This window comes from Nocardioides sp. GY 10127, assembly GCF_004919085.1.
GTDB lineage: Bacteria > Actinomycetota > Actinomycetes > Propionibacteriales > Nocardioidaceae > Nocardioides.
The window spans coordinates 94,182-120,263 of record NZ_STGL01000002.1 but is presented as its reverse complement, the minus strand read 5'-3'; the positions used below and the strand labels follow the sequence as shown (position 1 = coordinate 120,263).

Sequence of the window (26,082 nt, the reverse complement as noted above, 5' to 3'; positions counted from 1 at the left end):
GGGTCGCCCCATGACCGGGGACTGGAGCATGCCCGCCTGGGCCGCCGTGGGCGCGCTCGCGCTCGTGGCGCTGCTCGGCGTCGCCGTCGTGCTCCTGGCCGTCGGGCTGGGGCGGGTACGGGCGCAGGCCCGGCGGGCCCAGGACGCCGTGGAGGCGCTCGCCGTCCGCCTGGACGACGAGCGCACGCGACGGCTCGCGCAGGAGAAGGCGGACGCCGCGGCGTCCGCCCGCGCCGCCGACCCGTTCCTCATCACCGACCTGGGCACGCAGCGCGAGGAGCCCGCACCGGACGCCCCCGTCGTCGACGCGCCCCTCTTCGCCGACCTGGTGCTGCGCGAGGCCGCCGTGCAGGCCGGCTCGCTGGCCGCCGGGTTGCGCCGGGCGCTGGCGCCCGAGACGCGCTACCGCATCCGGGCCGAGGTGCGCCGGGAGGTGCGCCGGGCCCGCAAGCAGCGGAAGGTCGAGACCAGGCTGGCGAGGCGCGCCTGGGCGGCGCGCGAGCGGGCCGCCGGGGGAGACGCGGCGGGGTCCGCCGCATGAGCCGCGGCCTCTGGTTCGTCGCCGGGGCCGGAGCGGGGGCGTGGGCGGTCGTGCGCGCCCGCCGCGTCGCCGAGGCCCTCACCGCGGACGGGCTCCGGGACCGGCTCGCCGGGCTCGCCGTGGGGGCGCGGATGCTCCGCGACGAGGTCGCCCAGGGCCGGGCCGAGGCGGAAACCGATTTGCGCGAGCGGCTCGGGGTGCCGCCTGATGGGGCCCGGACCCTCGGCCGGACGGCCGGTGGCCGGCGTCCGGCGCAGCTCCCCGCTCGCCCCGCCACCACCCCCACCGCGGCGCCCGACGTCGCACCCACGCAGCAGACCAGCCAGCAGACCAGGCAGCAGACCCTGAACGAGAGAGGCACCGACTGATGGAGACCGCGGAGATCCGGCGGCGTTTCACCGCCCACTTCGAGAAGAACGGACACACGGTCGTCCCGTCCGCCTCCCTGCTGCTCGACGACCCGAACCTGCTGTTCGTCAATGCCGGCATGGTGCCCTTCAAGCCGTACTTCCTCGGCCAGGAGACGCCCCAGTGGAACCGCGCGACCAGCGTGCAGAAGTGCGTGCGCACCCTCGACATCGAGGAGGTCGGCAAGACGACCCGCCACGGCACGTTCTTCCAGATGTGCGGCAACTTCTCCTTCGGCGACTACTTCAAGGAAGGCGCGATCCGGTTCGCCTGGACGCTGGTCACCGGCAGCGTCGACGACGGCGGCCTGGGCTTCGACCCCGAGAAGATCTGGGTGACGGTGCTGCCGAGCGACACCGAGGCCAAGGAGCTGTGGCACACCATCGCCGGGCTCCCCTACGAGCGCATCCAGGAGCGCGGCCTCGAGGACAACTACTGGAACATGGGCGTGCCCGGCCCGGGTGGCCCCTGCTCGGAGATCTACGTCGACCGCGGCCCCGAGTACGGCCCCGACGGCGGCCCGAACGCCGACGAGGACCGGTTCCTGGAGATCTGGAACCTCGTCTTCATGCAGGAGTCCCTCTCCACCGTCCGGTCCAAGGCCGACTTCGACGTCGAGGGCCCGCTCCCGGCGAAGAACATCGACACCGGCATGGGCCTGGAGCGGGTCGCGTACCTGCTCCAGGGCAAGCAGAACATGTACGAGATCGACGAGGTCTTCCCCGTCATCGAGAAGGCCTCGCAGCTCACCGGGCGCGCCTACGGCGCCGACGCGACCGACGACGTGCGGTTCCGCGTCGTCGCCGACCACGTGCGCTCGGCCATGATGCTCATCAACGACGGCGTGACCCCGGGCAACGAGGGCCGCGGCTACGTCCTGCGCCGGCTCCTGCGCCGCGCCGTCCGCTCCATGCGGCTGCTCGGCTACGAGGGCCGGGCCCTCGCCGAGCTGATGCCGGTGAGCCGGGACCGCATGAAGGCGTCCTACCCCGAGCTGGAGACCGGGTGGGAGCGCATCTCCCGCGTGGCCTACGCCGAGGAGGACGCGTTCCGCAAGACGCTCGCGGCCGGCACCCAGATCTTCGACAACGCCGCCGACCAGGTGAAGTCCTCCGGTGGCAGCACGCTGGCCGGGGCGCAGGCGTTCGCGCTGCACGACACCTACGGCTTCCCGATCGACCTCACCCTCGAGATGGCCTCCGAGGCCGGCCTCAGCGTCGACGAGGACGGCTTCCGCGCGCTCATGGCCGAGCAGCGGGCGCGGGCGAAGGCCGACGCCAAGGCCAAGAAGGGCCAGCACGCGGACACCCACGTCTACCGCGGCGTGCTCGACGAGCTCGGGCCCACGGAGTGGCTGGCGTACTCGACGCTGGAGACGGAGTCGCGCGTGGTCGCGCTCGTCAGCGGCGGCGAGGCCACCCCGGTGCTCTCGGCCGGCCAGGTCGGCGAGGTCGTCCTCGACCGGACCCCCTTCTACGCGGAGTCCGGCGGCCAGGTGGCCGACGCGGGCACGCTCACCTTCGACGGCGGCAGCCTGGAGGTGCTGGACGTCCAGCGCCCGGTGCGCGGGCTCGTGGTCCACCAGGTCCGCGTGACCGAGGGCGAGCTGGCCCTGGACGCCAGCGTCCACGCGGCCGTGGACGCCGACTGGCGCACCGGCGCGCGCCAGGCGCACTCGGGCACCCACGTCGTCCACGCGGCCCTGCGCGAGGTGCTCGGCCCCACCGCCCTCCAGTCCGGCTCCTACAACCGCCCCGGCTACCTGCGCCTCGACTTCGGCTGGACGCAGGCGCTCACGCCCGAGCAGGTCAAGGACGTCGAGTCCGTCTCGAACGAGGCGCTGCGCGCGGACCTGCCCGTCTCGTGGCAGTACATGACGCTGCCCGAGGCGAAGGACTGGGGCGCCATCGCCCTGTTCGGCGAGACCTACGACGACTCCAAGGTGCGCGTGGTGGAGATCGGCGGCCCGTGGTCGCGCGAGCTCTGCGGCGGCACGCACGTCGAGCACTCCAGCCAGGTCGGCACGATCGTCGTCACCGGCGAGGCGTCCGTCGGCTCGGGCAACCGGCGCGTCGAGGCGTTCACCGGTGTCGAGGGCTTCCGCTACCTTGCGCGCGAGCGTGACGTCGTCGCGGAGCTGACCGGGATGCTCAAGGCGCAGCCGGACGACCTCGTGGGCCGGGTCGGCGACCTCGTCGAGCGCCTGCGCTCCGCGGAGAAGGAGATCGAGAAGGTCCGCGTGGCCCAGCTCCTCGCGGCGGCCGGCGACGTGGCCCGGGGGGCCGTCAAGGTCGGCCCGGTCAACGTGGTGGCCCACCGCGCCGACGGGGCGGCGGGCGGCGACGTCCGCACCCTCGCCACGGACGTGCGCAACCGGCTGCCGCAGGGCGAGCCGAGCGTCGTGGTGGTCGTCGGCGTCGCCGACGGCAAGGTGGCCCTCGTGGCCGCCACCAACGACGAGGCGCGCGCCCGCGGGCTGAAGGCGGGGGACCTGGTGAAGGTCCTCGCCCCGGTGCTCGGCGGCAAGGGCGGCGGCAAGCCGGACATGGCCCAGGGCGGCGGCACCGAGGTCGGTCGCGTGGACGAGGCCCTGGGCCTCGTGGCGGCCGAGGTCGGCAAGGCCGTCGGCGCCTGAGGCGCGGAGCGAGCGGTGCGCACCGGTGTGAGGCTGGGCGTCGATCCGGGTGACGCCCGGATCGGCGTCGCCCGCAGCGACCCGTCCGGGTTCCTGGCGACCCCGGTCGAGACGGTCAAGCGGGGCAAGGGGGACCTGGCCCGGCTGCGCCGGATCGGTCGGGAGATCGAGGAGGAGTCCGTCCTGCTCGAGGTGGTCGTCGGCCTGCCGCGCTCGCTGGGTGGCGACGAGGGCCCTGCCGCGGCCAAGGTCCGGGAGTTCGCCGGGCAGCTGGCGGTGAAGTTTTCCCCTGTTCCGGTCCGCTTGGTCGACGAAAGGCTCAGCACGGTCTCCGCGGAGGCTATGCTCCGCGACCGAGGCCGCAAGGGCAGCAACCGCCGCGCGGTCGTCGACCAGGCCGCCGCGGTCGTCATCCTCCAGCACGCGCTGGACACCGAGCGTGCCACCGGCACACCGCCGGGCGAGATCGTCGAGGAGCCTGCATGACCCAGCACGAGCACGACCCCCAGGAGGCGGGTTCCGAGGGCTTCCTCGGGACCGCCGCGGAGGGCGCGCCCGTCGCGACGGCCGAGGAGGAGACGCCGGCCCCGGCGAACCCCGGTGGTCGGCGTCGCAAGCGGAAGAGCCGTGCCCCGGGCTGCATCGCGGTGCTCGTCGTGCTCGCCCTCGTGGGCGTGGGGGGCTGGTTCGCGGTGGACCGGGGCACGCAGTACCTGCGCGACCTCATGGCCGACCCCGCGGACTACTCCGGACCGGGCACCGGCAAGGTCGAGTTCGAGGTCGCCTCGGGCGACACCGCGACCGACATCTGCCGCGAGCTCAAGGCCGACGACGTGGTGGCCTCCGTCGACGCCTGCATCGACGCCGCGAACGCGAACGCGGACTCCTCGGGCATCCAGGTCGGCTACTACGAGCTGAAGAAGCAGATGGCCGCCGCCGACGCCATCGCGCTGCTCGCGGACCCCGACAACCTGGTCGGCACCACGGTCACCATCCCCGAGGGCTCGCGCGTCCGGGACATCGTCAAGACGCTGGTCGCCGACACCGACTTCACGAAGAAGCAGCTCGACGCGCTGCTCTCCGACCCCGACAGCATCGGCCTCCCCGCTGAGGCGGACGGCAACCCCGAGGGCTACCTGTTCCCCGCCACCTACACGATCACCCCGGCGACGACGGCCAAGAGCCTGCTCACCGAGATGGTCTCCGAGACGGTGGCGGTCGAGAAGGAGCTCGACATCGAGGCGAAGGCGGCGAAGCTCGGCCTCTCGGCCCACGACGTCATCACCGTGGCCTCGATCCTCGAGTACGAGGCCAACAACAAGTCCGACTACGCCAAGGTCGCGCGGGTCATCTACAACCGCCTCGACATCGGGATGGCGCTCCAGCTCGACTCGACCGTCAGCTACGTCAGCGGCCGCTCCGGGGACGTGTGGACGACCGCCGAGGAGCGCGAGGACGACTCGCTCTACAACACCTACCAGCACACCGGGCTGCCCCCGGGGCCGATCGGCTCCCCGGGCAAGGTCAGCATCCGCGCGGCCCTCAACCCGGCGCAGGGCGACTGGCTGTACTTCGTGCCGGACTTCGCCTCGGGCAAGACGCTGTTCGCCGACACCTACGCCGAGCACCTCAAGAACGTGGCGAAGGCCAAGGAGTACTGCTCGACCCATGACTCCTGCTGAGCCGACCTCCGCTGCACCCGTCGCCGCGCCTGCCCCGGCGGGCACCGGACGCGCCCTGGTCATCGGCGACCCCGTGGCCCACTCGCTCTCGCCGGTGCTGCACCGCGCGGGGTACGAGGCCGCCGGTCTGACCGGTTGGGGCTACGAGCACCACCGAGTGCCCGAGGGGACGCTCGCAGGCTTCCTGGACGCGCTGCCCGCGGACGTGCGCGGCCTCTCGGTCACGATGCCGCTCAAGCGCGAGCTGCTGGCGCTGGGCCGCGCGCGGGGCTGGGACGTCAGCGCCCACGCGGCGGCCGCCGGCGGGGCGAACACCTGGGTGCGGGCGGACGGCGCGGGCACGGTCGCCCTGGACAACACCGACCTGCCCGGTGCCGCGGCCGCCGTCCGCGAGCGGTGGGGCGGCCCGGTGGGCACGGTCGCCGTGCTGGGTGGGGGAGCGACCGCCGCCTCGGTCGCGCTGGCGCTCACCGACCTGGGGGCGGCCTCGGTGCGCTTCCTCGTCCGCTCGCCCGAACGCGCGGCCGAGACCGTCGCCGCCGTCCGCGCCTACGCCCCGGCGGTGGACGTCGAGGCGGTCGGTCTCGACGCGGCCGCCCCGGCCGACGTCCTGGTGTCCACGATCCCGGCCGCCGCCCAGGACGCCCGCCAGTGCGCGCGCGCCGAGGCGCCCGTCGTCTTCGAGGTCGTCTACGACCCCTGGCCGACACCGCTGGCGGCCGCCTCCGAGGCCGCGGGAAGCGTCCTCGTGACCGGCCTCGACCTCCTGGTGCACCAGGCGGTGCTCCAGTTCGAGCAGTTCACCGGGGTGCCCGGACCCCTCGCCGCCATGCGTGCGGCGGGGGAGGCGGCCGTCGCCGCGCGCCGGGCCGGACGGGCCTGAGTCCGTGGCGGCGACGACCTTGCTGACCGCCCTGGTCGCCGCCCTGGTCTGCGGGGTCCTCGGGACGGCGACACCCCGGGTGGTGCGCCGGCTGCCCGAGCCGACGACCGCGCCCCACCCGGACGACCCGCCGCGACCGTCCTGGGAGCAGGTGGCCGACGCACGACACCTCGCCCCGTGGTGCGGCGTCGCCGCGGCGGCGGCGGCCGCCGCCCTCGCCCTGCGTCTGGGCCCCGGCTGGCCGCTGTGGTGGGTGCTGCCGGTGGTCCCGGTCGGCGTGACGCTCGCGGTGGTCGACGCCCGCACCCGGCTGCTGCCGCGCGTGCTGGTCCTGCCGGCCACCGGGGTCGTCCTGCTCGTGGCCGTGCTGGAGTGGCTCGTCGCCGGCCACGGCCGCCTGGTCGCCGTGGTCGTCGCCCTGGCGCTCGTGGCCCGGGGCGTGTTCTGGCTGCTCTGGCGCGTCGCCCCCGCCGGGCTCGGGTTCGGGGACGTCCGGCTGGCCCTCCTCCTCGGGCTGCCGCTCGCGCGGCTCGGCCCGCGCGAGCTGCTGCTGGGGCTCTGGCTGGGCTTCGCCGCCGTCGGCGTCGTGGGGGTGGCGCGGGCGGTCGCGGCGCGTCGCCGGGGCGTGCTGCGCAGCCACCTCCCGCTGGGGCCGGGCCTGCTCGCCGGGGCGCTCGTGGGGGCGCTCGTCGGCGGTCTGCTCGGCGGCGGCGCCTGGTAGGGCGGTCTCGCGGGGCGACGGCGGCTCGGGGGTGTCGGGTGACCCGTGAAACACTGGCCCCATGCTGCGCTGGCTCACTGCGGGGGAGTCCCACGGACCGTCCCTCATGGCGATCCTCGAGGGTCTGCCTGCCCACGTCCGGGTCACCTCCGACGACATCGCCGACTCCCTGGCCCGCCGCCGCCTCGGCTACGGCCGGGGCGCGCGGATGAAGTTCGAGCAGGACCAGGTGACCATCTCCGGGGGCGTCCGCCACGGCGAGACGCTCGGCGGCCCCGTCGCGCTGGAGGTGGGCAACACCGAGTGGCCCAAGTGGGAGCAGGTCATGTCTCCCGACCCGGTCGACCCCGAGGTGCTCGCCGGCCTGGCCCGCAACGCCCCGCTCACGCGGCCCCGGCCCGGCCACGCCGACCTCGTCGGGATGCAGAAGTACGACTTCGAGGAGGCCCGGCCGATCCTCGAGCGGGCCTCCGCCCGCGAGACCGCCGCCCGGGTGGCGCTGGGTCGCGTCGCCAGCAACTTCCTCGAGCAGGCCGTCGGCATCACGCTGCTCTCGCACGTCACCGAGATCGCCGGCGTGCGCGTCCCCGACGGCACCGTGCCGCCGGATGCCTCGGCGGAGACCGTCGCCGCGCTGGACGCGGACCCCGTGCGCTGCTGGGACGCCGACACCGCCAAGCTCATGGTGGAGCGGATCGACCGCGGCCACGCGGAGGGCGACACCCTCGGCGGCGTCGTCGAGGTCGTCGTCCACGACGTGCCCCCGGGCCTCGGTAGCCACGTCCACTGGGACCGCCGCCTCGACTCGCGCCTCGCGGGCGCCCTCATGGGCATCCAGGCGATCAAGGGCGTCGAGCTCGGTGACGGGTTCGCCCTGGCCTCGACCCCCGGGTCGCAGGCGCACGACGAGATCGTGCCCGGCCCGGACGGCATCCGCCGCACCTCCGGCCGCTCCGGCGGCACCGAGGGCGGCATGAGCACCGGCGAGGTCCTGCGCGTGCGCGCGGCCATGAAGCCGATCGCCACCGTCCCGCGCGCGCTGCGCACGGTCGACGTGGCCACCGGCGAGGAGGCCGTGGCGCACCACCAGCGCTCCGACGTGTGCGCCGTCCCCGCGGCGGGCATCGTCGCCGAGGCCATGGTCGCGCTCGTGCTCGCCGACGCCGTCCTCGAGAAGTTCGGCGGGGACTCGGTCGCCGAGGTGGCCCGCAACCACCGCTCCTACCTGGACGCGATGAGGTACCGGTGAGCCAGGCGCCCGTGCGCCCGCGCGCGGTCCTCGTCGGCACGATGGGTGCCGGCAAGACCACCGTGGCGGGCCTGCTCGGCGGGCTGCTCGGCGTCGAGGTCCGCGACACCGACCTCGACATCGTCGCCGCCGAGGGCCGGGAGATCTCCGAGATCTTCGTGGACGACGGGGAGGCGCACTTCCGTGCGCTCGAGCGGGCCGCGGTCGCCACGGCCCTGGCCGAGCACGACGGCGTCCTCGCCCTGGGCGGCGGAGCGGTCCTGGACCCGGCCACCCGCGCGCTGCTGGCCGACCACGACGTCGTCTTCCTTCGCGTCGGGCTCACCGACGCGGTCCGCCGCGTCGGCCTGGGCACCGCCCGGCCCCTGCTCCTGGGCAACGTGCGGGCCCGGGTCAAGCAGCTGATCGACGAGCGCACCCCCGTCTACGAGTCCGTGGCGCGGCACAGCGTCGACACGGACGGCCGCACCCCCGAGGAGGTCGCCGCCGAGGTGGCCGCGCTGCTCCAGGAGGAACGATGAGCACCACCGGTCACGCCACCACCGCCCCGGTGGAGCCGCGCGTCCTGCACGTGGGCGGGGCCTCGCCCTACGACGTCGTCATCGGTCACGGTGTCGCCGACCGCCTCGTCGGCCTCCTGGGCGAGCGACCGACCCGCGTCGCCCTGGTGGTGGCCGAGTCCCTGCGCGAGCTCGCCGGGCCGGTCAGCGAGGCCCTCTCGGCCGCCTACCGCCTCACCGAGGTCGTCGTGCCGGACGGTGAGCCGAGCAAGACCCCGGCCGTGGCCGCGCGCTGCTGGGACGCCCTCGGCGAGGCCGGCTTCACGCGCTCCGACGCGGTGGTCACCTTCGGCGGCGGCGCGACCACGGACCTGGGCGGCTGGGTCGCCGCGTGCTGGCTGCGCGGCGTGGCCGTCGTCCACGTGCCCACGACCCTGCTGGCCATGGTGGACGCGGCCGTCGGCGGCAAGACCGGCGTCAACACCGAGGCCGGCAAGAACCTCGTCGGCGCCTTCCACGAGCCGGCCGGGGTCCTGTGCGACCTGTCGCTGCTGGCCACGCTGCCCCGTGCCGACCTCGTCGCCGGCATGGGCGAGGTCGTGAAGTGCGGCTTCATCGCCGACGAGCGCATCCTCGAGCTCGTCGAGGGCACGGACGTCGAGCGGGTGCTCGACACCGACGGGCCCGTCCTGCGGGAGCTGGTCGAGCGAGCGGTCGCCGTGAAGGTCGACGTGGTCGTGGGTGACCTCAAGGAGGCGGGCGGCTCGGAGCTCACGGGCGCCCACCCGGGCCGCGAGGCCCTCAACTACGGCCACACGATGGGGCACGCGATCGAGCGCGCCGAGCACTACGGGATGCGGCACGGCGACGCGGTGGCCATCGGCTGCTGCTACGTCGCCGAGGTCGCCCGGCTGGCCGGCGTCCTCGACGACGCCACCGCCGCTCGGCACCGGGCCGCGTTCGGCCGGGTCGGGCTCCCCACCGGCTACGACGGGGCCGACTTCGCCGACCTGCTGGTGGGCATGCGGCTGGACAAGAAGACCCGCGGGGACCAGCTGCGCCTGGTCGTGCTCGACGCCGTCGGTCGGCCCCGCATCCTCGCCGGCCCGAGCGAGGAGCACCTGCGCGCCGCGGACGCCCTCATGCGGGAGCACGCGTGAGCGACCCGGACGCCCGGCGCGTCCTGGTCCTCAACGGCCCCAACCTGGGGCGGCTGGGGAGGCGTCAGCCCGAGATCTACGGGACGACGACCCACGACGAGCTCGTGACGCTGTGCGAGCGGTGGGGCGCCGAGCGGGGCCTCGCGGTCGAGGTACGGCAGACCAACCACGAGGGCGTGATGGTCGACTGGCTCAACGCCGCCGCCGACGAGCAGGTGCCCGTCGTCCTCAACGCGGCCGCCTGGACGCACTACTCCTACGCCGTCTACGACGCCTGCGCCCAGCTGGAGGCGCCGCTCGTCGAGGTGCACCTCTCCGACCCCGAGACCCGCCCGGAGCCGTGGCGGCACCACTCCGTGGTGCGTCCGCACGCCCTCGAGGTCGTCAAGGGGCACGGGGTCGAGGGCTACCGGATGGCTCTCGACGTGCTCGCCGCCACCCTTCGGACGTAGACTCGCCCGCTGGTGCGCCCCGCGAGGAGCGGCGGTGCCCACCCGAACCCTGCGGGCCACGCCCGCGTCACCTGAACACGGACAGGAATCACCCGAGCGCATGGCTACCACGAACGACCTCAAGAACGGCATGGTCCTCAACATCGACGGCCAGCTCTGGTCCGTCGTCGAGTTCCAGCACGTCAAGCCGGGCAAGGGCCCCGCGTTCGTGCGCACCAAGCTGAAGAACGTCGAGTCGAACAAGACCGTCGACAAGACCTTCAACGCCGGCACCAAGGTCGAGACCGCCACGGTCGACCGTCGCAACTACCAGTACCTGTACAACGACGGCACCAGCTACGTGTTCATGGACACCAGCACGTACGAGCAGCTCGAGGTCGCCCCGGAGATCGTCGGCGACGCCGCGAACTTCCTCCTCGAGAACAACGAGGCCATCGTCGCCACCAACGACGGCCGCGTGCTCTTCGTCGAGCTCCCCGCCTCCGTCGAGATGGTCATCACCTTCACCGAGCCCGGCCTCGCCGGCGACTCCGCGACGGGCCGCACCAAGCCCGCCACCCTGGAGACCGGCCACGAGATCCAGGTCCCGCTGTTCATCAACCAGGGCGAGAAGGTCAAGGTCGACACGCGCGACTCGTCCTACCTCGGCCGCGTGAAGGGCTGAGCCCCACTCGATGGCTGCACGCACCAAGGCGCGCAAGCGCGCGCTCGACCTCCTCTTCGCCTCGGAGCTGCGCGGCGAGTCCGCCGTCGAGGCGCTCGACCGGGCCGTGGCCGAGGGCGAGGCCCCGACCAACCCCTACACCGGCGTCCTCGTGCGCGGGGTGGTCGAGCACGCCGAGGAGATCGACGCGATGATCTCGGCGCACTCCACCGGCTGGACCCTGTCGCGGATGCCCGCGGTGGACCGCAACGTCCTGCGCGTGGCCGTCTTCGAGATCCTGCACGCGGACGACGTCCCGGCGGCCGTGGCGATCTCCGAGGCGGTCACCCTGGTGCGCGACCTCTCGACCGACGAGAGCCCGCAGTTCGTCAACGGCCTGCTGGGCGCCGTCCAGCGCGCCACGGCTGACGCCTGAGCCGGCCGGCCGCCCCACCAGCCTCACCGACGCCCCGTCCACCCACCCGGGTGGGCGGGGCGTCGTGCGTTGTCCGGCGACGTCCGCCGGGGGAGGGTGGGGGCATGAGCACCGACCCCCTCTCGTCCCCGCCCGCCGAGCACGACCAGGAGGTCGACCTCGTCGTCGTGGGCCTCGGCCCCGGCGGGGAGTCCCTGGCCTCGGGGGCGGCCTCCGCCGGGCTCGACGTGCTGGCCGTCGACCGGCACCTCGTCGGTGGGGAGTGCCCCTACTACGGCTGCATCCCCTCGAAGATGATGCTGCGTGCCGCTGACGCTCTCGCCGAGGCCCGCCGGGCCGGCACCCTGTCCGGACGCGTGGAGGTCGAGCCGTCCTGGACGCCCGTGGCGACCAGGGTGCGCGACGAGGCGACGGCCGACTGGGACGACACGATCGCTGTCGAGCGGCTCGAGCGGGCCGGGGCGACGGTGGTGCACGCGACCGCGCGGCTCGCGGGGGAGCGCACAGTGCGGCTGACCTCGCCGTCCGGGGAGGAGCGGGTCGTGCGGGCCCGGCGCGGCGTGGTGCTGAACCCCGGCACGCGGCCGGCGGTCCCGGACGTGCCGGGGCTGGCCGGGACCCCGTTCTGGACGAACCGAGAGGCGGTCCGGGCGAGTGCCGTGCCGCCGCGGCTCGTCGTGGTGGGTGGCGGGCCTGTCGGCGTCGAGCTCGCGCAGGTGTTCGCGCGGTTCGGCGCCCGGGTGGTGCTCCTGCAGCGCGGTGACCGGCTCCTCCCGAACGACGAGCCCGAGGCCGCGGCCGTGCTGGCCGACGTCCTGACCGGCGGGGTGGGCGACGGGGTGGGCGACGGGGTGGACGTGCGCACGGGCAGGTCCCTGGCCTCGGTGATGCACGGGCCGGGGGAGGCCGGCACGGTCTTCTCGCTGACGCTCGACGACGGCAGCGTGCTGGAGGCCGAGCAGCTGCTGCTGGCCGCCGGACGGACGCCGAACCTGGACGACCTGGGGCTCCCGAGCGTCGGTCTCGACGCGGGCTCCAGGACGCTCGAGGTGGACGAGCACTGCCGGGTGCGGGGCGTCCCCGGGCTCTGGGCGGTCGGCGACGTCACCGGCCGCGGGGCGTTCACCCACGTCTCGATGTACCAGTCGGGCATCGCCCTGGCCGACGTCCTGGAGCAGGACCACGAGCCCGCGCGCTACCACGCCGTCCCGCACGTGACGTTCACGGACCCGGAGGTGGCGGGGGTGGGCCTCACGGAGGCGGCCGCGCGCGCGGTCGGGCTGCGGGTGCGCACGGGCTCGACCGCCATGGAGGCGTCCTCGCGGGGCTTCACCCACGGCCCCGGGGCCAGGGGGCTCGTCAAGGTGGTCGAGGACGCCGAGCGCGGCGTCCTCGTGGGGGCCTGCGTGGTCGGCCCGGCCGGCGGGGAGGTGCTCGGGCTCCTGGCCCTCGCGGTGCACGCCGAGGTGCCGGTGGCGACCCTGCGCTCGATGATCCTGGCCTACCCGACGTTCCACCGGGCGGTCGGCTCGGCGCTGGACGACCTGAGCTGACCTGGGCCGACCTGGGCTGACCTGGGCCGACCTGGGGGGGGGAGAGAGAGAGCGAGACGGTCAGGCGGCCGCGGCGGAGAGGTCGGCCCTGGTGATGGTGCCGAGGAACTCCAGCAGGGAGTCGGCCATGTCGACGCTCTCCGGGTCCATCAGCCACTGGACCTGGAGACCGTCCATGAGGGCGATGATCGCGGCGGTCGCCCAGGGTGCCTCCACGCCGTCGCGCAGGAGACCGCGCTCCTCCAGGTTCGCGAAGCTGCGGCCGAGGGTGTGCCGCGTCCACGCGTAGCGCTCGACGAAGTAGTCGTGGGCCGGGTGGTCCTTGCTCGTCGCCTCGGCCGACAGCGTGCAGTACAGGTCGACGATGCCTCGCCGATGGGCGTTGAAGCGCGCCAGCCGGACCAGGCCCACCAGCACCTCGGTGCCGTCGGTGGCCTCGAGCGGCACGTACTCGAAGGAGAGCTCGTCGCGGCGCTCGAGGACGGCGGCGAGCAGCATCGCCTTGCTGGGGAAGTGGTGCAGCAGGCCGGCCTCGCTCATCCCGACCTTGGCGGCGACGCTCTTCAGCGACCCGCCCCGGTAGCCACCCTCGGCGAACACCTCCAGCGCGGCGTCCAGGATGGCCACGCGCGTCTCCGCGGACTTCGCGTAGCTGCCGCGGCGGCCTCCTCGGCCGCCTCCTCGCGGACGGGGTGAGGCCGTTCCCGCCTCGGTCCCGGTGGTCATGGGAACCCTCTCTGACGTCAGGCCTGCGCAGACTGCGCACGCTCCGAGCGGAGGATGCTACCCCGTCCGTGAGAGGGCGGTCACACCATCCGACGGACGTCGTCCAGAAAGGGGACCAAGGGCCCCGCTTGAGTAAAAGTGTGGCGCCCGTCGCATCAATACCTAGTAGCCACTCGGGTTTCGGGTTAGTGTGCGTCGTCACATGCGGTGAATGCCGAGCACCGCACCGAACCGAAGGACCATCGATGTTCCGTTACAAGGCCACTGCCGCCCTGGCGGTCACCGCCCTGCTGACCCTGTCGGCCTGCGGCGGCGGTTCCAGCAGCGACAGCTCCTCCGCCGACGGCGGGTCGCTGACCCTCACCGCTGTCGCGGCGCCCACCTCCATGGACGTCTCCAAGGCCGAGTGGGGCAACCGGTCGCCGTTCTACCAGGCGAGCTACGACACCCTGCTCTACATGTCCGCGGACGGGGAGGTCGAGCCCTGGCTGGCCACCGACTACTCCTACAACGACGACAACACCGAGCTCACGCTGACGCTGCGCGACGACGTGACCTTCACCGACGGCTCCACCCTGACCGCGAAGCTGGTCAAGGAGAACCTCGAGCGCTTCCAGTCCGGCACCTCCCCGGACGCCTCCTACCTCGCCGGCATCACCGGCATCTCGACGCCCGACGACACCACCGTCGTGCTGAAGATGGCCGAGCCGAACCCCGCGCTCGTCGACTACCTCACCCGCGACCCGGGCCTGATCGAGGCCGCCTCGATGTTCAAGGCCGACGACGCCGACACCAACCCCGTCGGCTCCGGCCCCTACGTCCTCGACACCAAGGCGTCCGTCACCGGCACCACCTACGTCTACACCGCGAACCCGGACTACTGGAACGCCGACGCGGTCACCTACGACGACCTCACCATCAACGTCATCACCGACGCCACGGCCGCGCTGAACACGGTCCGCTCCGGTGAGGCGAACGGCGTGAAGCTCGTCAACAACGACAGCCTCGACGAGGTGCAGTCTGCCGGCTGGACCGTCAACGCCAACGAGCTCGACGTCGCCGGGCTCCTCCTCCTCGACCGCGCCGGCAGCCAGAACAAGGCGCTCGGCGACGTGAAGGTCCGCCAGGCCATCAACTACGCCATCGACCGCGCCGGCCTGCTCACCGCGCTGCAGGACGGCAACGGCACCGTGACGGAGCAGATGTTCCCGGCCTCGTCCGCCGCCTACGACGAGAGCCTGGACTCCTACTACTCCTACGACCCGGAGAAGGCCAAGGAGCTGCTCGCCGAGGCCGGCTACGCCGACGGCGTCACCATCGAGATGCCGAGCGCCTCGGCGCTGGGTGCCACGACCTACACGCTGATCAAGCAGGAGCTCGCCGACGTCGGCATCACGGTGAAGTACACCGAGGTCCCGGTGGAGAACTTCATCGCCGACCTGCTCGCGCCGAAGTACGTCGCGTCCTACATGCCGCTCGAGCAGAACCCCGACTGGCAGCTGATCCAGTTCATGATCTCCCCGACCGCCGTGTTCAACCCGTACCACTACTCCGACGACACGGTGAACAAGCTCCTCAAGGAGATCCAGTACGGCGACACCGCGACCCAGGAGGCGAAGGCCGCCGAGCTGAACAAGTACCTGGTCGAGCAGGCCTGGTTCGCGCCGTTCTACCGCGTGCAGGGCAGCTTCGCCACCGACGCCAACACCACGGTGACGATGTCGACCACCAACGCCTACCCGAGCCTCTTCGACTTCCAGCCCGCCAGCTGAGTCACGCCTCCGCCGCCGACCGGTGACCCCGGTCGGCGGCGGGGACCCGCTCCCCGCCCACCCCCGCAAGAACCGAGGATCCCTTGCTGGCCTTCATCGTGCGGCGCCTGGTCTCCGGCGTCGTCCTCGTCTTCGTCATCTCCGCGGTGGCGTTCTCCCTGCTCTACGTCAGCGGCGGCGACATCGCCCGCCGCATCCTGGGCGTCAACGCCACCCAGGCCACGGTCGCGCAGAAGACCCACGAGCTCGGGCTCGACCGCTCGCTGTTCTCGCAGTACACCGACTGGCTCGGCAGCGCCCTCTCGGGCGACTTCGGCCGGTCGTGGTTCAGCGGTCAGCTGGTCTCCGAGTCCCTGGGCCAGCGGCTGCCCGTCACGCTCTCGATCGTCGTCGGCGCCACGCTGCTGGCCGCGATCGTCTCCGTCGTGATCGGCGTCCTCGCCGCGGTGCGCGGCGGGTGGGTCGACCGCGTCGTCCAGGTGATCTCGGTGCTCGGCTTCGCCGTCCCGGGCTTCCTGGTCGCCCTCGCGCTCGTCCTCTTCTTCGCCATCGACCTGGGCTGGTTCCGCGCCACGGGCTACATCGCCTTCGCGGACTCCGCGTCGGGCTGGCTGCAGTCGGTGACGCTGCCGGTCCTGGCGCTCTCGCTGGCGGTCATCGCCTCGGTCGCCGCCCAGATCCGCGGTGCCGTCATCGACGCGCTGGCCCGCGACTACGTGCGAACGCTGCGCAGCCGCGGTCTGCCCACCGGTCGGATCGTCGTGCGGCACGTGCTGCGCAACGCCGGCGGCCCCGCGCTCGCGGTGCTCGCCGTCCAGTTCGTCGGCCTCCTCGGCGGCGCGGTCATCGTCGAGCAGGTCTTCGCCCTGCCCGGCATCGGCCAGCTCGCCGTCAGCGCCACCAGCCAGGGCGACATCCCCGTCGTGATGGGCCTCGTGATCGTGACGGCCGTGATCGTCGTCGTCACGAACCTCGTCATCGACCTCGCCCAGGCGTACCTCAACCCGAAGGTGAGGCTCTCGTGACCAGCACCCCCGTCAGCCCGGCCCCTGCCACGACGCCCGCGAAGGTGTCGCTCACCGGCCGCCTGCTGCGCAACCCCACCGGCCTCGTCTCGCTGGTGATCCTGCTCCTCGTCGTCCTCGTGGCGCTCTTCGGCAGCTTCCTGGCGCCGAAGGACCCCGACGCGGCCTCCCTCAGCACCATCCTCGCCCCGCCGGGAACCGACGGTCTCCTGCTCGGTGGTGACTCCGCGGGCCGCGACGTCCTCTCGCGCCTGCTCGTCTCCACCCAGATCAGCGTGGCGGCCGGCTTCGTCGCCCTGATCGTCGCGCTCGTGCTCGGCACGGCCGGCGGCCTCGTCGCGGGCTACCGCGGCGGCTGGTTCGACACCGTCTCCAGCTGGCTCACGTCGCTGCTCATGGCGCTGCCCGGCATGATCGTGCTGCTCGCCGCGCGGGCCGTCCTCGGGCCCTCGGTCTTCACCTCGATGGCGATCTTCGGCGTCCTCATGGCGCCCGCCTACTACCGGCTGGTCTACGCCTCGGTGACCTCCGTGCGGGCCGAGCTGTACGTGGATGCGGCGAAGGTGTCGGGCCTGTCGGACCCGCGGATCGTGGCCCGCCACATCCTCCGCGTCGTCCGGGCCCCCGTCATCATCCAGTCCGCGATCATCATGGGCATCGCGCTGGCCATCCAGTCCGGCCTGGAGTTCCTGGGCCTCGGCGACACCGAGACCCCGACCTGGGGCTCCATGCTCAACGACGGCTTCGCGAACATCTACAAGGAGCCGATCCTCATGCTGTGGCCGTCGCTGGCCATCGCGATCACCTGCACCGCGCTGGTGCTGCTGGCGAACGCGATGCGCGACGAGCTCGAGCAGTCCCGCAAGCCGCGACGCCGGCGCAACGCCCCGGCCGCGGTCGTCGAGCGCGCCGACACGGTCGCCACGCACCCGGACGACGCCCACAGCCCGCGCGGCGAGACCCTGCTCTCCGTGCGCGACCTCGTGGTGGGCTACGCCCAGCGCGACGGCTCGACCAAGGTCGTCGTCCACGGCATCGACCTGGACGTGCGACGCGGCGAGGTCCACGGCCTCATCGGCGAGTCGGGCTCGGGCAAGACCCAGACCGCGTTCGGCGTCCTGGGCCTGCTCCCGGCCGGCGGCCGGGTCGTCGGTGGCTCCATCGTCTTCGACGGCACCGAGCTCACCGGGCTCAAGGAGTCCGAGGTGCGCAAGCTCCGCGGCGTCCGGATGGCGTACATCCCGCAGGAGCCGATGAGCAACCTCGACCCGTCCTTCACCATCGGCTACCAGCTCACGGAGCCGATGCGCGTCACGAAGGGCATGTCGAAGGCCGAGGCCAAGGAGAAGGCCCTGGCCCTGCTCGCCCGGGTCGGCATCCCCGACCCCGAGCGGACCTACAAGGCCTACCCGCACGAGGTCTCGGGCGGCATGGCGCAGCGCGTGCTCATCGCCGGCGCCGTCTCGTGCGAGCCGGACCTGCTCATCGCGGACGAGCCCACCACCGCCCTGGACGTCACCGTCCAGGCCGAGGTGCTGGACCTGCTGCGCGACCTGCAGGCCGAGCGCGACATGGGCCTGCTGATGGTGACCCACAACTTCGGCGTCGTCGCCGACCTGTGCGACCGGGTCTCGGTCATGCAGCACGGCCGGATCGTCGAGACGGGCCCGGTGCGCGGCATCTTCACCGACCCGCGGCACGAGTACACCCGGGCGCTGCTCGAGGCCGTCGTCCTCGAGGACGGCGACCCGCGCGGTGAGCTCGGTGCCACCCCTGCCGCCGCACCTGCCGCCGGCACCACCGGCGACGCCACCGACGACAACGAGGAGGTGCACGCGTGAGCGAGCAGCCCGAGGTGCTCCTCGACGCCCGAGACGTCGAGGTGACCTACCCGATCAAGGGCTTCGGCAAGAAGCCGTTCAAGGCGCTCAAGGGCGTCAGCCTCGACATCCGGCCCGGCGAGTGCGTCGGCCTGGTGGGGGAGTCCGGCTCCGGCAAGACGACGCTGGGCCGGGCGATCCTCGGCCTCGCGCCGGTCACGGGCGGGACGATCCGCTACCGGGGCAAGGAGATCCAGGGCCTCTCGCGGCGCCAGCGTCGTCCTCTCTCCGCGGAGATCCAGGTGGTCTTCCAGGACCCGTACGGCTCGCTGAACCCCTCGATGACCATCGAGCAGATCCTCACCGAGCCGCTCTCGGTCGCCGGCGTCCCCGGCGCCGAGGCACGGGCCCGCGTGGGGACGCTGCTCGACCGCGTCGGCCTCCCCGGCGACAGCGCGCACCGGCTCCCCCGGGAGTTCTCGGGCGGCCAGCGTCAGCGCATCGCGATCGCCCGGGCGCTCGCGCTGCGGCCCTCGCTCATCGTCTGCGACGAGCCGGTCTCGGCGCTCGATCTGTCCACGCAGGCGCGGGTGCTGGAGCTGCTCATCGAGATCCAGGAGCAGACCGGCGTCGCCTACCTGTTCGTCTCCCACGACCTGGCGGTCGTGCGGCACATCAGCCACCGGGTGGCCGTGATGTACCGCGGCGAGATCGTCGAGTCCGGGGACGGCGACCAGGTCACCGCGCGTCCCGAGCACCCCTACACCCAGCGGCTGTTCATGGCCGCCCCGCTGCCGGACCCCGACCGGCAGGCCGCCCGCCGGGCCGAGCGACTCCAGCTCGCCGCCCAGGCGTGAGCGCCGACGTGGCACCCGGCCGGGTCCCCTGAACCCGGCCGGGCGTCCCGTCGCGCCCGGCAACCCCCCTCTTCCCCCTCACGTCCAGGTCAGGTCAGCCCTGATCAGCCCCGAGCACGCCGGCGTGTGAGCCGGCCCGAACGGAGAACCCATGTCCACGCCGACCACGCCGAACGCACCCCAGCTCGCCGAGCTCCTGGGCCGGATGACCCTGGAGGAGAAGGTCGCCCTCGTCTCCGGGCGCGACTTCTGGGCCACCACCGCGGTGGAGTCCATCGGCCTGCGCTCCATGACGCTCTCCGACGGCCCCGCGGGCGTCCGCGGCCCGGTGTGGGACGAGCGCTCGCCCTCGCTCAACCTCCCGTCGGCCACGGCGCTGGCCTCCTCGTGGGACCCGGCCCTGGCCTACCGCTACGGCGCCGCCGCCGCCTCGGAGGCGCGACGCAAGGACGTCGACGTCGTCCTCGGCCCCACCATCAACCTGCACCGCTCCCCGCTGGGCGGGCGCCACTTCGAGTGCTTCTCCGAGGACCCGCGCCTCTCCGGTGAGCTGGCCGCCGCCTACGTCCGTGGCCTGCAGGACAACGGCGTCGCCGCCACCCCCAAGCACTACGTCGCCAACGACTCCGAGACCGACCGGTTCACCGTCGACGTCCTCGTCGACGAGCGGACGCTGCGCGAGCTGTACCTGCTGCCGTTCGAGGCCGCGGTCGGTGCCGGCGCGTGGGCGGTCATGAGCGCCTACAACTCCGTCGAGGGCGTGACCATGACGGAGAACTCGCTGCTGGAGACCCCGCTGAACTCCGAGTGGGGCTTCGACGGCGTCGTCGTCTCCGACTGGACCGCCGTCCGCAGCCTCGACTCCGCCCCCGCCAGCCAGGACCTGGCCATGCCCGGCCCGGCGCCGGCGTGGGCCGACGCGCTGCTGGAGGCCGTCCGCGACGGCCGCGTCGCGGAGTCCCACGTCGACCGCAAGGTGCTGCGGATGCTGGCCCTGGCCGAGCGTGTGGGTGCGCTCGAGGGCAGCACCGCCACCGAGGTCGCCCCGATCGACGGCCCGGCGTTCATCCGTGAGGCCGCCATCGAGGGCGCGGTGCTGCTGCGCAACGAGGGCGAGCTGCCCTGGGCCGCCGCGCCGGCGCGCATCGCCGTCCTCGGCCACAACGCCGACGAGGCCCGGACGCAGGGCGGCGGCTCCGCCACGGTCGTGCCGGAGCGCGTCGTCAGCCCGCTGGAGGGCATCCGCGCCGCCTTCCCGCAGGCGCAGGTGACCTACGAGATCGGCGCCGTGGTGCAGAAGGGCGTCGCGGCCATCCCGCTCGAGCGTCTCACCAACCCCGCCACCGGCGAGCCGGGCCTGCGGGTCTCGTTCCTGGACGAGGCGGGGGACACCCTCTTCGCCGAGGACCGCTTCGCCACGAGCCTGGTGTGGTTCGGCGGGGACGCCCCCATCGCCGCGTCCTCCCGGATCGTCCTCGAGACCCGCTACACCGCGGCCGAGGACGGCGAGATCGAGCTCGGCTTCGCCTCGGGCCACCGCGGCGTCCTGCTCCTGGACGGCGAGCAGGTGCTCGACGAGACCCCCGTCGTCGAGGGCACCGACCTGGGCGCGGCCTTCCTCTCCCCGCCGTCGCTGACCGCCACGGTCAAGGTGAGCGCGGGCGTGCCGGTCGACGTCCGGCTCGAGTTCGTGCTGGCCCGCACCGGCACGGCCCTGGACGCCGCCTTCGCCGGCACCCTCGGCATCGCACCCGAGAAGACGGACCCGGACCTGCTGATCACCCGCGCCGTCGAGGCCGCTCGCGCCGCGGACGTCGCCGTCGTCGTGGTCGGCACCAACTCCGACGTCGAGTCGGAGGGCTTCGACCGCTCCGACCTCGACCTGCCCGGCCGCCAGGACGAGCTGGTGGCGGCTGTCGCCGCCGCGAACCCCCGCACGGTGGTGCTGGTGAACTCCGGCTCCCCGGTGCTCATGCCGTGGCGCGAGGACGTCGCCGCGGTGCTGCTGACCTGGTTCGGCGGCCAGGAGCTCGGCACCGCCGTGGGCGACCTGCTCACGGGTGCCGCCGAGCCCGGCGGTCGACTCACGACGACCTGGCCCGCCACCCTGGAGGACGTGCCCGTCCTCGACGTCACCCCGGTCGACGGGACGCTGCGCTACACCGAGGGCGTCCACATCGGCCACCGCGCCTGGCTCAAGGCGGGCGCGACGCCGGCCTACTGGTTCGGCGAGGGCCTGGGCTACACGTCGTGGGAGCTCGGGTCGGTCTCGGCCGCGGGCACCCTGGAGGCCGACGACCTGGCCGTCACCGTGCCGGTGACCAACACCGGCGAGCGCGCCGGCAAGCAGGTCGTGCAGGTCTACGCCGAGCGCACCTGCTCGGCGATCGACCGCCCGGCCCGCTGGCTCGTCGGCTCGGCCGTCGTCCGGCTGGGTGCCGGTGAGACCGCGGAGGTGACCGTGCCCGTGGCGGCGCGCAGCCTGGCCCACTGGACCGGCGGGCGCGACGGCGCCTGGGCCCTCGAGGGCGGGGCGTTCCGGCTCCAGGTCGGCACCAGCGCCGTGGCGCTGGCCGGGCAGGTCACGGTGGAGGCCCCGGAGGGGATCTCCCTGTGAGCGTCCCCGCCACGCTGCCCAACCCGCTGCTCCCGGGCTTCAACCCGGACCCCAGCATCTGCCGGGTCGGCGACGACTACTACCTGTGCACCTCGACGTTCGAGTACCTGCCCGGGCTGCCCGTGTACCACTCCACCGACATGGTGACGTGGACGCAGATCGGCAACGTCGCGACCCGGACCGGACAGCTGGACGTCGAGAAGGTGCCGACCCTGGGCGGCGCCTGGGCCCCGACCATCCGCCACCGTGACGGCGTCTTCCACGTCGTCGTCACCGACGCGTTCGGTCGCGGCACGCTGCACTTCACCGCGACCGACCCGGCCGGGCCGTGGTCCGACGGCGTCGTGCTCGAGGGCATCGACGGCATAGACCCGGACCTCACCTGGGACGAGGACGGCACCGCGTTCCTCACGTTCTCCGGGCTGGGCGTGAACCCCGAGCTCGACACGTTCATGAGCCACCGCGGCCTGCTCCAGGCGCGCGTCGACCTCGAGCGCGGCTGCGCGCTCGAGGAGGCTCGCAGCATCTGGTCGGGCGTCGGCGGCCAGTTCCCCGAGGCGCCCCACCTCTACCGGATCGGCGAGCACTGGTACCTCGTCATCGCCGAGGGCGGCACCGAGCGTGGCCACTCGGTCTCGGTGGCGCGGGCCGACTCCCCGGAGGGCCCCTTCACCGAGGCGCCCGGCACGCCGCTGCTCTCCGCCCGGGGCACCAACCGGCCCGTCCAGAACACCGGGCACGGGGACCTCGTGCAGACGGCCGACGGACGCTGGTTCCTCGTCCTCCTCGGCGTGCGGCCCCGGACCTCGGCCAGCGGGTTCTCCGCGCTGGGTCGCGAGACCTGGGCCGTGCCGGTGACCTGGGGCGAGGACGGCTGGCCGTCCTTCGAGGTGGTGCCGCTGGCCCCCCGCGAGGGCGGCCTGACCTGGCGCGAGGACTTCACCGGCCCCCTGGGGCCGCAGTGGCTCGCCGTCCGGCAGCTGCCGACCGACTGCACGCGCGTGGGGGACGGCGGTCTCGTCCTCACCGCGAACGACGACGACCTCTCGGGGCGCGCCCCCGCCTTCGTCGGCGTCCGGCAGACCCACCAGACGGCCTCGTACACGGCGGTCGTCGACGCCACCGCCGGCAGCGGCGGCCTGGCCGTCCGCTACGACGAGCGGTACCACTACTCGCTCACCGTCGAGCCCGGCCGCGTCGTGGCGCGCGGCTGCCTGCCCTCCTTCGAGCAGGTCGCCGAGCTGACGCTCACGGGCGGCCAGGCGGCCGTGGAGCTGGAGCTGACGGCGCGGCGTCCCGAGGGGGACTTCATCGCCCAGCGCACGTGCGACACGGTGGACCTGGCGGTCGTCGTCGACGGCGAGCGGCACGTCCTGCTCAGCCTCGACGGGCGGTTCCTCTCCTCCGAGGTCGCCGAGTCCTTCACCGGACGGGTGGTGGGCCTGTTCGCCACCGCCGGTGAGGTCACCGTCCGCAGCCTCTCCTTCACCGGGAGCGACGAGTGAGCGTCCAGGTCGCCCGGCTCCGGGCCGAGCTCCGGCACGACAGCGCGCTCGTCGCGACCCCCACCCCGCGCCTGTCGTGGGCGGTGGCGGACGCCCCCGACGGCTGGGTGCAGTCGGGCGCCGAGGTGCGACGCGGCACCGAGGTCGTCGTCCTGGACGGGGCGGAGCAGGTGCTGGTCGCCTGGCCGTTCGCGCCGCTCGCCGCGGGGGAGCGCTGCGCGGTCGAGGTGCGGGTCTCGGGTGCCGGCCACGGGGGCGAGGAGGTCTCGACCGGGTGGTCCGCGCCGCTGGACGTGGAGGCCGCGTTCCTCGCCGAGGGCGCCTGGACCGCGCTGCCCGTCGGGCTCGCGGACCCGGCCGAGCACGCCACCCCGGCGCTGCTGCGCCACGCCTTCACCCTGCCCGCCGCACCGCTGCGCGCCGTCCTGCGGTGGACGGCGCTGGGGACCGCGGACCCGCGCGTCAACGGCGCCGAGGTCGACGACACCGTGCTCGGCCCCGGCTGGACGTCCTACCAGCACCGGCTGGTGCACGAGACCGTGGACGTCACGGACCTCCTGGTCGCGGGGGAGAACGTGCTCGCGGCCTCCCTGGCCGGGTGCTGGTTCACGGAGTCCTACGGGTTCATGGACGCGGCCACCACCGTCTACGGGAGCCAGCCCCGCTTCCTGGCGCGGCTCGAGGTCGACCTGCCCGACGGCAGCCGCACCGTGATCGAGACCGGCCCTGAGTGGCACGCCACCGGCGAGGGGCCGATCGTCTCCTCCGGCCTGTACGCGGGCGAGCACCACGACGCGCGCCGGGCCCTGCCCGGGTGGGACGCCCCCGGCTACGACGAGGACGCCTCGCCGGCCACCTGGTCGCCCGTGACCGTCGGCGCCGACTGGGGCGAGCGCTCAGGCCTGGCCCCGGACGCCCCGGTGCCGACGCCCGAGGCCCGCGTCGCCCCGCCCGTGCGCCGCCTGGAGCGGGTCGCGGTGGTCGACACCCTCACCGCCCCGGACGGCGGCACCATCCTCGACTTCGGGCAGAACCTGGTCGGGCGGCTGCGCCTCACGGTGGCGGGGGAGGCGGGCACCGAGCTCGTCCTGCGCCACGCCGAGGTGCTCGAGGACGGCGACCTGGCCCTGCGGCCGCTGCGCGCCGCGGTCTCCACCGACACCTACGTGCTGGCCGGGGCCGACGGTGGGGAGACCTGGGAGCCGGCCCACACGTTCCACGGGTTCCGCTACGCCCGCGTCGACGGCTGGCCGGGCGACCTCGCCGCGGACGCGGCCGCCGGCGCCGTCGTGGCCGTGGTGCTGGCCTCCGACCTGGAGCGCACCGGGTGGTTCAGCTCCGGGCACGCGCTGCTGGACCGGTTCCACGAGAATGTCGTGCAGGGCATGCGGGGCAACTTCCTCGCGATCCCGACCGACTGCCCGCAGCGCGACGAGCGCCTCGGCTGGACCGGCGACATCGGGATCTTCGCCCCCACGGCGGCGTACCTGGCCGACTGCGACGGCTTCCTCGTCTCCTGGCTGCGCGACCTGGCGCTGGAGCAGGCCCCCAGCGGCGACGTGCCGATGGTGGTGCCCGCGGTCCTGCCGTCCTTCGACGCGCTGGGCTCGGCGGCGGCGTGGGCCGACGCCGCGACCCTCGTGCCCTGGGCGCTGTACGAGCGGTTCGGGGACGTCGGCGTGCTGGCCGACGCCTACCCGTCGATGCGCGCGTGGGTCGACCGCGAGGTCGAGCTCTCGCTGGGGCAGGGCACGTGGACCGGGCAGATGCAGCTGGGCGACTGGCTGGACCCGACCGCGCCGCCCGAGAACCCGGCCGCCGCGCGCTGCGACGGCGACATCGTCGCCTCCGCCTACCTGGCCCGCTCCCTGCGGGTGCTGGCGGACACGGCCGCCGTCCTCGGTCACGACGAGGACGGCGAGCGCTACGCCCAGGAGGCCGACCGCACGCGGGAGGCCTTCGAGGCGCGGTTCGTGACCCACGACGGGCTCATGACCTCCGACGCCCCGACCGCCTACGCGCTGGCCCTGCGGTTCGACCTGGTGCTCGACGCCCGGCGTCGGCAGGGGCTCTCGGACCGGCTGGCCGAGCTCGTCCGCCGCGACGGCTACCGGATCGGCACGGGCTTCGTCGGCACCCCGCTGGTGGCGGACGCCCTCGTCGAGGGCGGGCACGTGCGGCAGGCCGCGCGCCTGCTCCTGCAGACCGAGTGCCCCTCCTGGCTGTACCCGGTCACGATGGGCGCGACGACCGTGTGGGAGCGCTGGGACTCGATGCTGCCCGACGGCAGCGTGAACCCCGGCGAGATGACGTCGTTCAACCACTACGCTCTCGGCGCGGTGGCGGACTTCTGCCACCGGGTCGTCGCTGGCCTCGCCGCCTCGGCCCCCGGCTACCGGCGCCTGCACGTCGAGCCGCACCCGCTGCCGGGGCTGCCGCACGCCACGGCCCGGCACCTCACCCCGTACGGCCCGGCGGAGGCCGGGTGGCGCCGCGAGGGCATCGGGGCGGACGCCGAGGTCGTGGTCGAGGTCGTCGTCCCGCCCGGGGTGGTGGCGGACGTCGTCCTGCCCGACGGGTGCACCCACGAGGTGGCCTCCGGCACCCACGTGTGGCGGGTGCCGGCGCCGGAGGAGCCCGCCCCGCGCGGCCCCTACGGCCTGGACTCGCCCACGTCGGCCGTCATCGACGACCCCCGGGCCTACGCGGCGATGATCGGCGCGATCGCGGCCAAGGACCCGGGTCGGGCCGAGGCCGTCAAGCGGGCCACCGTGTGGACCGAGCGCCGCCCGGTGATCCAGGCGCTGGTCTTCATCGTCCCCGACCTCATCGGGGACGTCGCGGCCGCGCTGGCCCAGGTCGACTGACCGACGGCTCCCGGGGCACCCGCCCCGGGA

22 protein-coding genes are annotated in these 26,082 nt (G+C 73.9%); 21 read left to right on the top strand and 1 reads right to left on the bottom strand.

Annotation, left to right across the window (positions count from 1 at the left end):
• Positions 1-10 precede the first annotated feature (10 nt).
• The 14 genes from E8D37_RS02325 (at position 11) to E8D37_RS02260 (ending at position 12,863) form a co-directional block, all read left to right on the top strand.
• Positions 11-541: a hypothetical protein gene (locus E8D37_RS02325; protein ID WP_136568167.1), complete on the top strand. Its 531-nt coding sequence runs from the start codon at positions 11-13 to the stop codon at positions 539-541.
• The gene (locus tag E8D37_RS02320; protein ID WP_136568166.1) at positions 538-909 is read left to right on the top strand and encodes a DUF6167 family protein; all 372 of its coding nucleotides are present in this window, start codon (positions 538-540) and stop codon (positions 907-909) included. Before E8D37_RS02325 ends, E8D37_RS02320 begins: the two co-directional genes overlap by 4 nt.
• Positions 909-3,584: an alanine--tRNA ligase gene (alaS, locus tag E8D37_RS02315; protein ID WP_136568165.1), complete on the top strand. Its 2,676-nt coding sequence runs from the start codon at positions 909-911 to the stop codon at positions 3,582-3,584. Before E8D37_RS02320 ends, alaS begins: the two co-directional genes overlap by 1 nt.
• Before the next feature lie 15 nt (positions 3,585-3,599).
• The gene (gene ruvX, locus E8D37_RS02310; RefSeq protein ID WP_136568164.1) at positions 3,600-4,070 is read left to right on the top strand and encodes a Holliday junction resolvase RuvX; all 471 of its coding nucleotides are present in this window, start codon (positions 3,600-3,602) and stop codon (positions 4,068-4,070) included.
• Positions 4,067-5,266: an endolytic transglycosylase MltG gene (mltG, locus tag E8D37_RS02305; protein ID WP_136568163.1), complete on the top strand. Its 1,200-nt coding sequence runs from the start codon at positions 4,067-4,069 to the stop codon at positions 5,264-5,266. Before ruvX ends, mltG begins: the two co-directional genes overlap by 4 nt.
• Positions 5,253-6,149, top strand: a complete 897-nt coding sequence (locus E8D37_RS02300) for a shikimate dehydrogenase (RefSeq protein ID WP_136568162.1) — start codon at positions 5,253-5,255, stop codon at positions 6,147-6,149. The genes mltG and E8D37_RS02300 overlap by 14 nt, the downstream gene beginning before the upstream one ends.
• Before the next feature lie 4 nt (positions 6,150-6,153).
• Complete coding sequence (locus E8D37_RS02295) at positions 6,154-6,870, top strand: prepilin peptidase (RefSeq protein ID WP_168929582.1); 717 nt, start codon at positions 6,154-6,156, stop codon at positions 6,868-6,870.
• A 61-nt stretch (positions 6,871-6,931) separates the two neighbouring features.
• Positions 6,932-8,119, top strand: a complete 1,188-nt coding sequence (gene aroC / locus E8D37_RS02290) for a chorismate synthase (RefSeq protein WP_206055529.1) — start codon at positions 6,932-6,934, stop codon at positions 8,117-8,119.
• A 41-nt stretch (positions 8,120-8,160) separates the two neighbouring features.
• Positions 8,161-8,640, top strand: a complete 480-nt coding sequence (locus E8D37_RS02285) for a shikimate kinase (protein WP_136568410.1) — start codon at positions 8,161-8,163, stop codon at positions 8,638-8,640.
• Positions 8,637-9,779 (top strand): 3-dehydroquinate synthase, encoded by a 1,143-nt coding sequence (gene aroB, locus E8D37_RS02280; protein WP_136568160.1) that lies wholly within the window; start codon positions 8,637-8,639, stop codon positions 9,777-9,779. The genes E8D37_RS02285 and aroB overlap by 4 nt, the downstream gene beginning before the upstream one ends.
• Positions 9,776-10,231: a type II 3-dehydroquinate dehydratase gene (locus E8D37_RS02275; RefSeq protein ID WP_136568159.1), complete on the top strand. Its 456-nt coding sequence runs from the start codon at positions 9,776-9,778 to the stop codon at positions 10,229-10,231. The genes aroB and E8D37_RS02275 overlap by 4 nt, the downstream gene beginning before the upstream one ends.
• 100 nt (positions 10,232-10,331) lie before the next feature.
• Positions 10,332-10,895: an elongation factor P gene (gene efp / locus E8D37_RS02270; RefSeq protein WP_136568158.1), complete on the top strand. Its 564-nt coding sequence runs from the start codon at positions 10,332-10,334 to the stop codon at positions 10,893-10,895.
• A gap of 10 nt (positions 10,896-10,905) precedes the next feature.
• Positions 10,906-11,310 (top strand): transcription antitermination factor NusB, encoded by a 405-nt coding sequence (gene nusB / locus E8D37_RS02265; RefSeq protein ID WP_136568157.1) that lies wholly within the window; start codon positions 10,906-10,908, stop codon positions 11,308-11,310.
• 104 nt (positions 11,311-11,414) lie between these two features.
• Positions 11,415-12,863, top strand: coding sequence for an NAD(P)/FAD-dependent oxidoreductase (locus tag E8D37_RS02260; RefSeq protein WP_136568156.1), 1,449 nt, complete (start codon positions 11,415-11,417; stop codon positions 12,861-12,863).
• A 60-nt stretch (positions 12,864-12,923) separates the two neighbouring features.
• Here the strand turns inward: E8D37_RS02260 and E8D37_RS02255 are convergent, their stop codons facing one another.
• Positions 12,924-13,490, bottom strand: coding sequence for a TetR/AcrR family transcriptional regulator (locus E8D37_RS02255; protein ID WP_206055528.1), 567 nt, complete (start codon positions 13,488-13,490; stop codon positions 12,924-12,926).
• Positions 13,491-13,834: 344 nt separating this feature from the next.
• Here E8D37_RS02255 and E8D37_RS02250 point away from each other — a divergent pair, with 344 nt between their 5' ends.
• The 7 genes from E8D37_RS02250 (at position 13,835) to E8D37_RS02220 (ending at position 26,052) form a co-directional block, all read left to right on the top strand.
• Positions 13,835-15,361 (top strand): ABC transporter substrate-binding protein, encoded by a 1,527-nt coding sequence (locus tag E8D37_RS02250; RefSeq protein ID WP_136568154.1) that lies wholly within the window; start codon positions 13,835-13,837, stop codon positions 15,359-15,361.
• Between the two features lie 83 nt (positions 15,362-15,444).
• On the top strand, positions 15,445-16,386 hold the full coding sequence (locus E8D37_RS02245; protein ID WP_136568153.1) for an ABC transporter permease: 942 nt from the start codon (positions 15,445-15,447) through the stop codon (positions 16,384-16,386).
• A complete protein-coding gene (locus E8D37_RS02240) occupies positions 16,383-18,227 on the top strand; it encodes a dipeptide/oligopeptide/nickel ABC transporter permease/ATP-binding protein (protein ID WP_136568152.1) in 1,845 nt (614 codons plus the stop codon). Before E8D37_RS02245 ends, E8D37_RS02240 begins: the two co-directional genes overlap by 4 nt.
• A complete protein-coding gene (locus E8D37_RS02235; RefSeq protein WP_136568151.1) occupies positions 18,224-19,063 on the top strand; it encodes an ATP-binding cassette domain-containing protein in 840 nt (279 codons plus the stop codon). The genes E8D37_RS02240 and E8D37_RS02235 overlap by 4 nt, the downstream gene beginning before the upstream one ends.
• A 151-nt stretch (positions 19,064-19,214) precedes the next feature.
• Complete coding sequence (locus tag E8D37_RS02230; RefSeq protein WP_136568150.1) at positions 19,215-21,680, top strand: glycoside hydrolase family 3 C-terminal domain-containing protein; 2,466 nt, start codon at positions 19,215-19,217, stop codon at positions 21,678-21,680.
• Positions 21,677-23,185 carry a glycoside hydrolase family 43 protein gene (locus E8D37_RS02225; protein WP_136568149.1) on the top strand — a complete coding sequence of 503 codons (1,509 nt, stop codon included), beginning with the start codon at positions 21,677-21,679 and terminating at the stop codon, positions 23,183-23,185. The genes E8D37_RS02230 and E8D37_RS02225 overlap by 4 nt, the downstream gene beginning before the upstream one ends.
• Complete coding sequence (locus E8D37_RS02220) at positions 23,182-26,052, top strand: alpha-L-rhamnosidase (protein ID WP_136568148.1); 2,871 nt, start codon at positions 23,182-23,184, stop codon at positions 26,050-26,052. The genes E8D37_RS02225 and E8D37_RS02220 overlap by 4 nt, the downstream gene beginning before the upstream one ends.
• Positions 26,053-26,082 lie beyond the last annotated feature (30 nt).

Bases quoted from the DNA above. Each gene is read 5' to 3' on its own strand.
- efp (WP_136568158.1), top strand. From the start codon at position 10,332: ATGGCTACCACGAACGACCTCAAGAACGGCATGGTCCTCAACATCGAC.
- alaS (WP_136568165.1), top strand. From the start codon at position 909: ATGGAGACCGCGGAGATCCGGCGGCGTTTCACCGCCCACTTCGAGAAG.
- aroC (WP_206055529.1), top strand. From the start codon at position 6,932: ATGCTGCGCTGGCTCACTGCGGGGGAGTCCCACGGACCGTCCCTCATG.
- aroB (WP_136568160.1), top strand. From the start codon at position 8,637: ATGAGCACCACCGGTCACGCCACCACCGCCCCGGTGGAGCCGCGCGTC.
- E8D37_RS02320 (WP_136568166.1), top strand. From the start codon at position 538: ATGAGCCGCGGCCTCTGGTTCGTCGCCGGGGCCGGAGCGGGGGCGTGG.
- E8D37_RS02250 (WP_136568154.1), top strand. From the start codon at position 13,835: ATGTTCCGTTACAAGGCCACTGCCGCCCTGGCGGTCACCGCCCTGCTG.
- E8D37_RS02300 (WP_136568162.1), top strand. From the start codon at position 5,253: ATGACTCCTGCTGAGCCGACCTCCGCTGCACCCGTCGCCGCGCCTGCC.
- E8D37_RS02260 (WP_136568156.1), top strand. From the start codon at position 11,415: ATGAGCACCGACCCCCTCTCGTCCCCGCCCGCCGAGCACGACCAGGAG.
- E8D37_RS02325 (WP_136568167.1), top strand. From the start codon at position 11: ATGACCGGGGACTGGAGCATGCCCGCCTGGGCCGCCGTGGGCGCGCTC.
- mltG (WP_136568163.1), top strand. From the start codon at position 4,067: ATGACCCAGCACGAGCACGACCCCCAGGAGGCGGGTTCCGAGGGCTTC.
- E8D37_RS02285 (WP_136568410.1), top strand. From the start codon at position 8,161: ATGGGTGCCGGCAAGACCACCGTGGCGGGCCTGCTCGGCGGGCTGCTC.
- nusB (WP_136568157.1), top strand. From the start codon at position 10,906: ATGGCTGCACGCACCAAGGCGCGCAAGCGCGCGCTCGACCTCCTCTTC.
- E8D37_RS02230 (WP_136568150.1), top strand. From the start codon at position 19,215: ATGTCCACGCCGACCACGCCGAACGCACCCCAGCTCGCCGAGCTCCTG.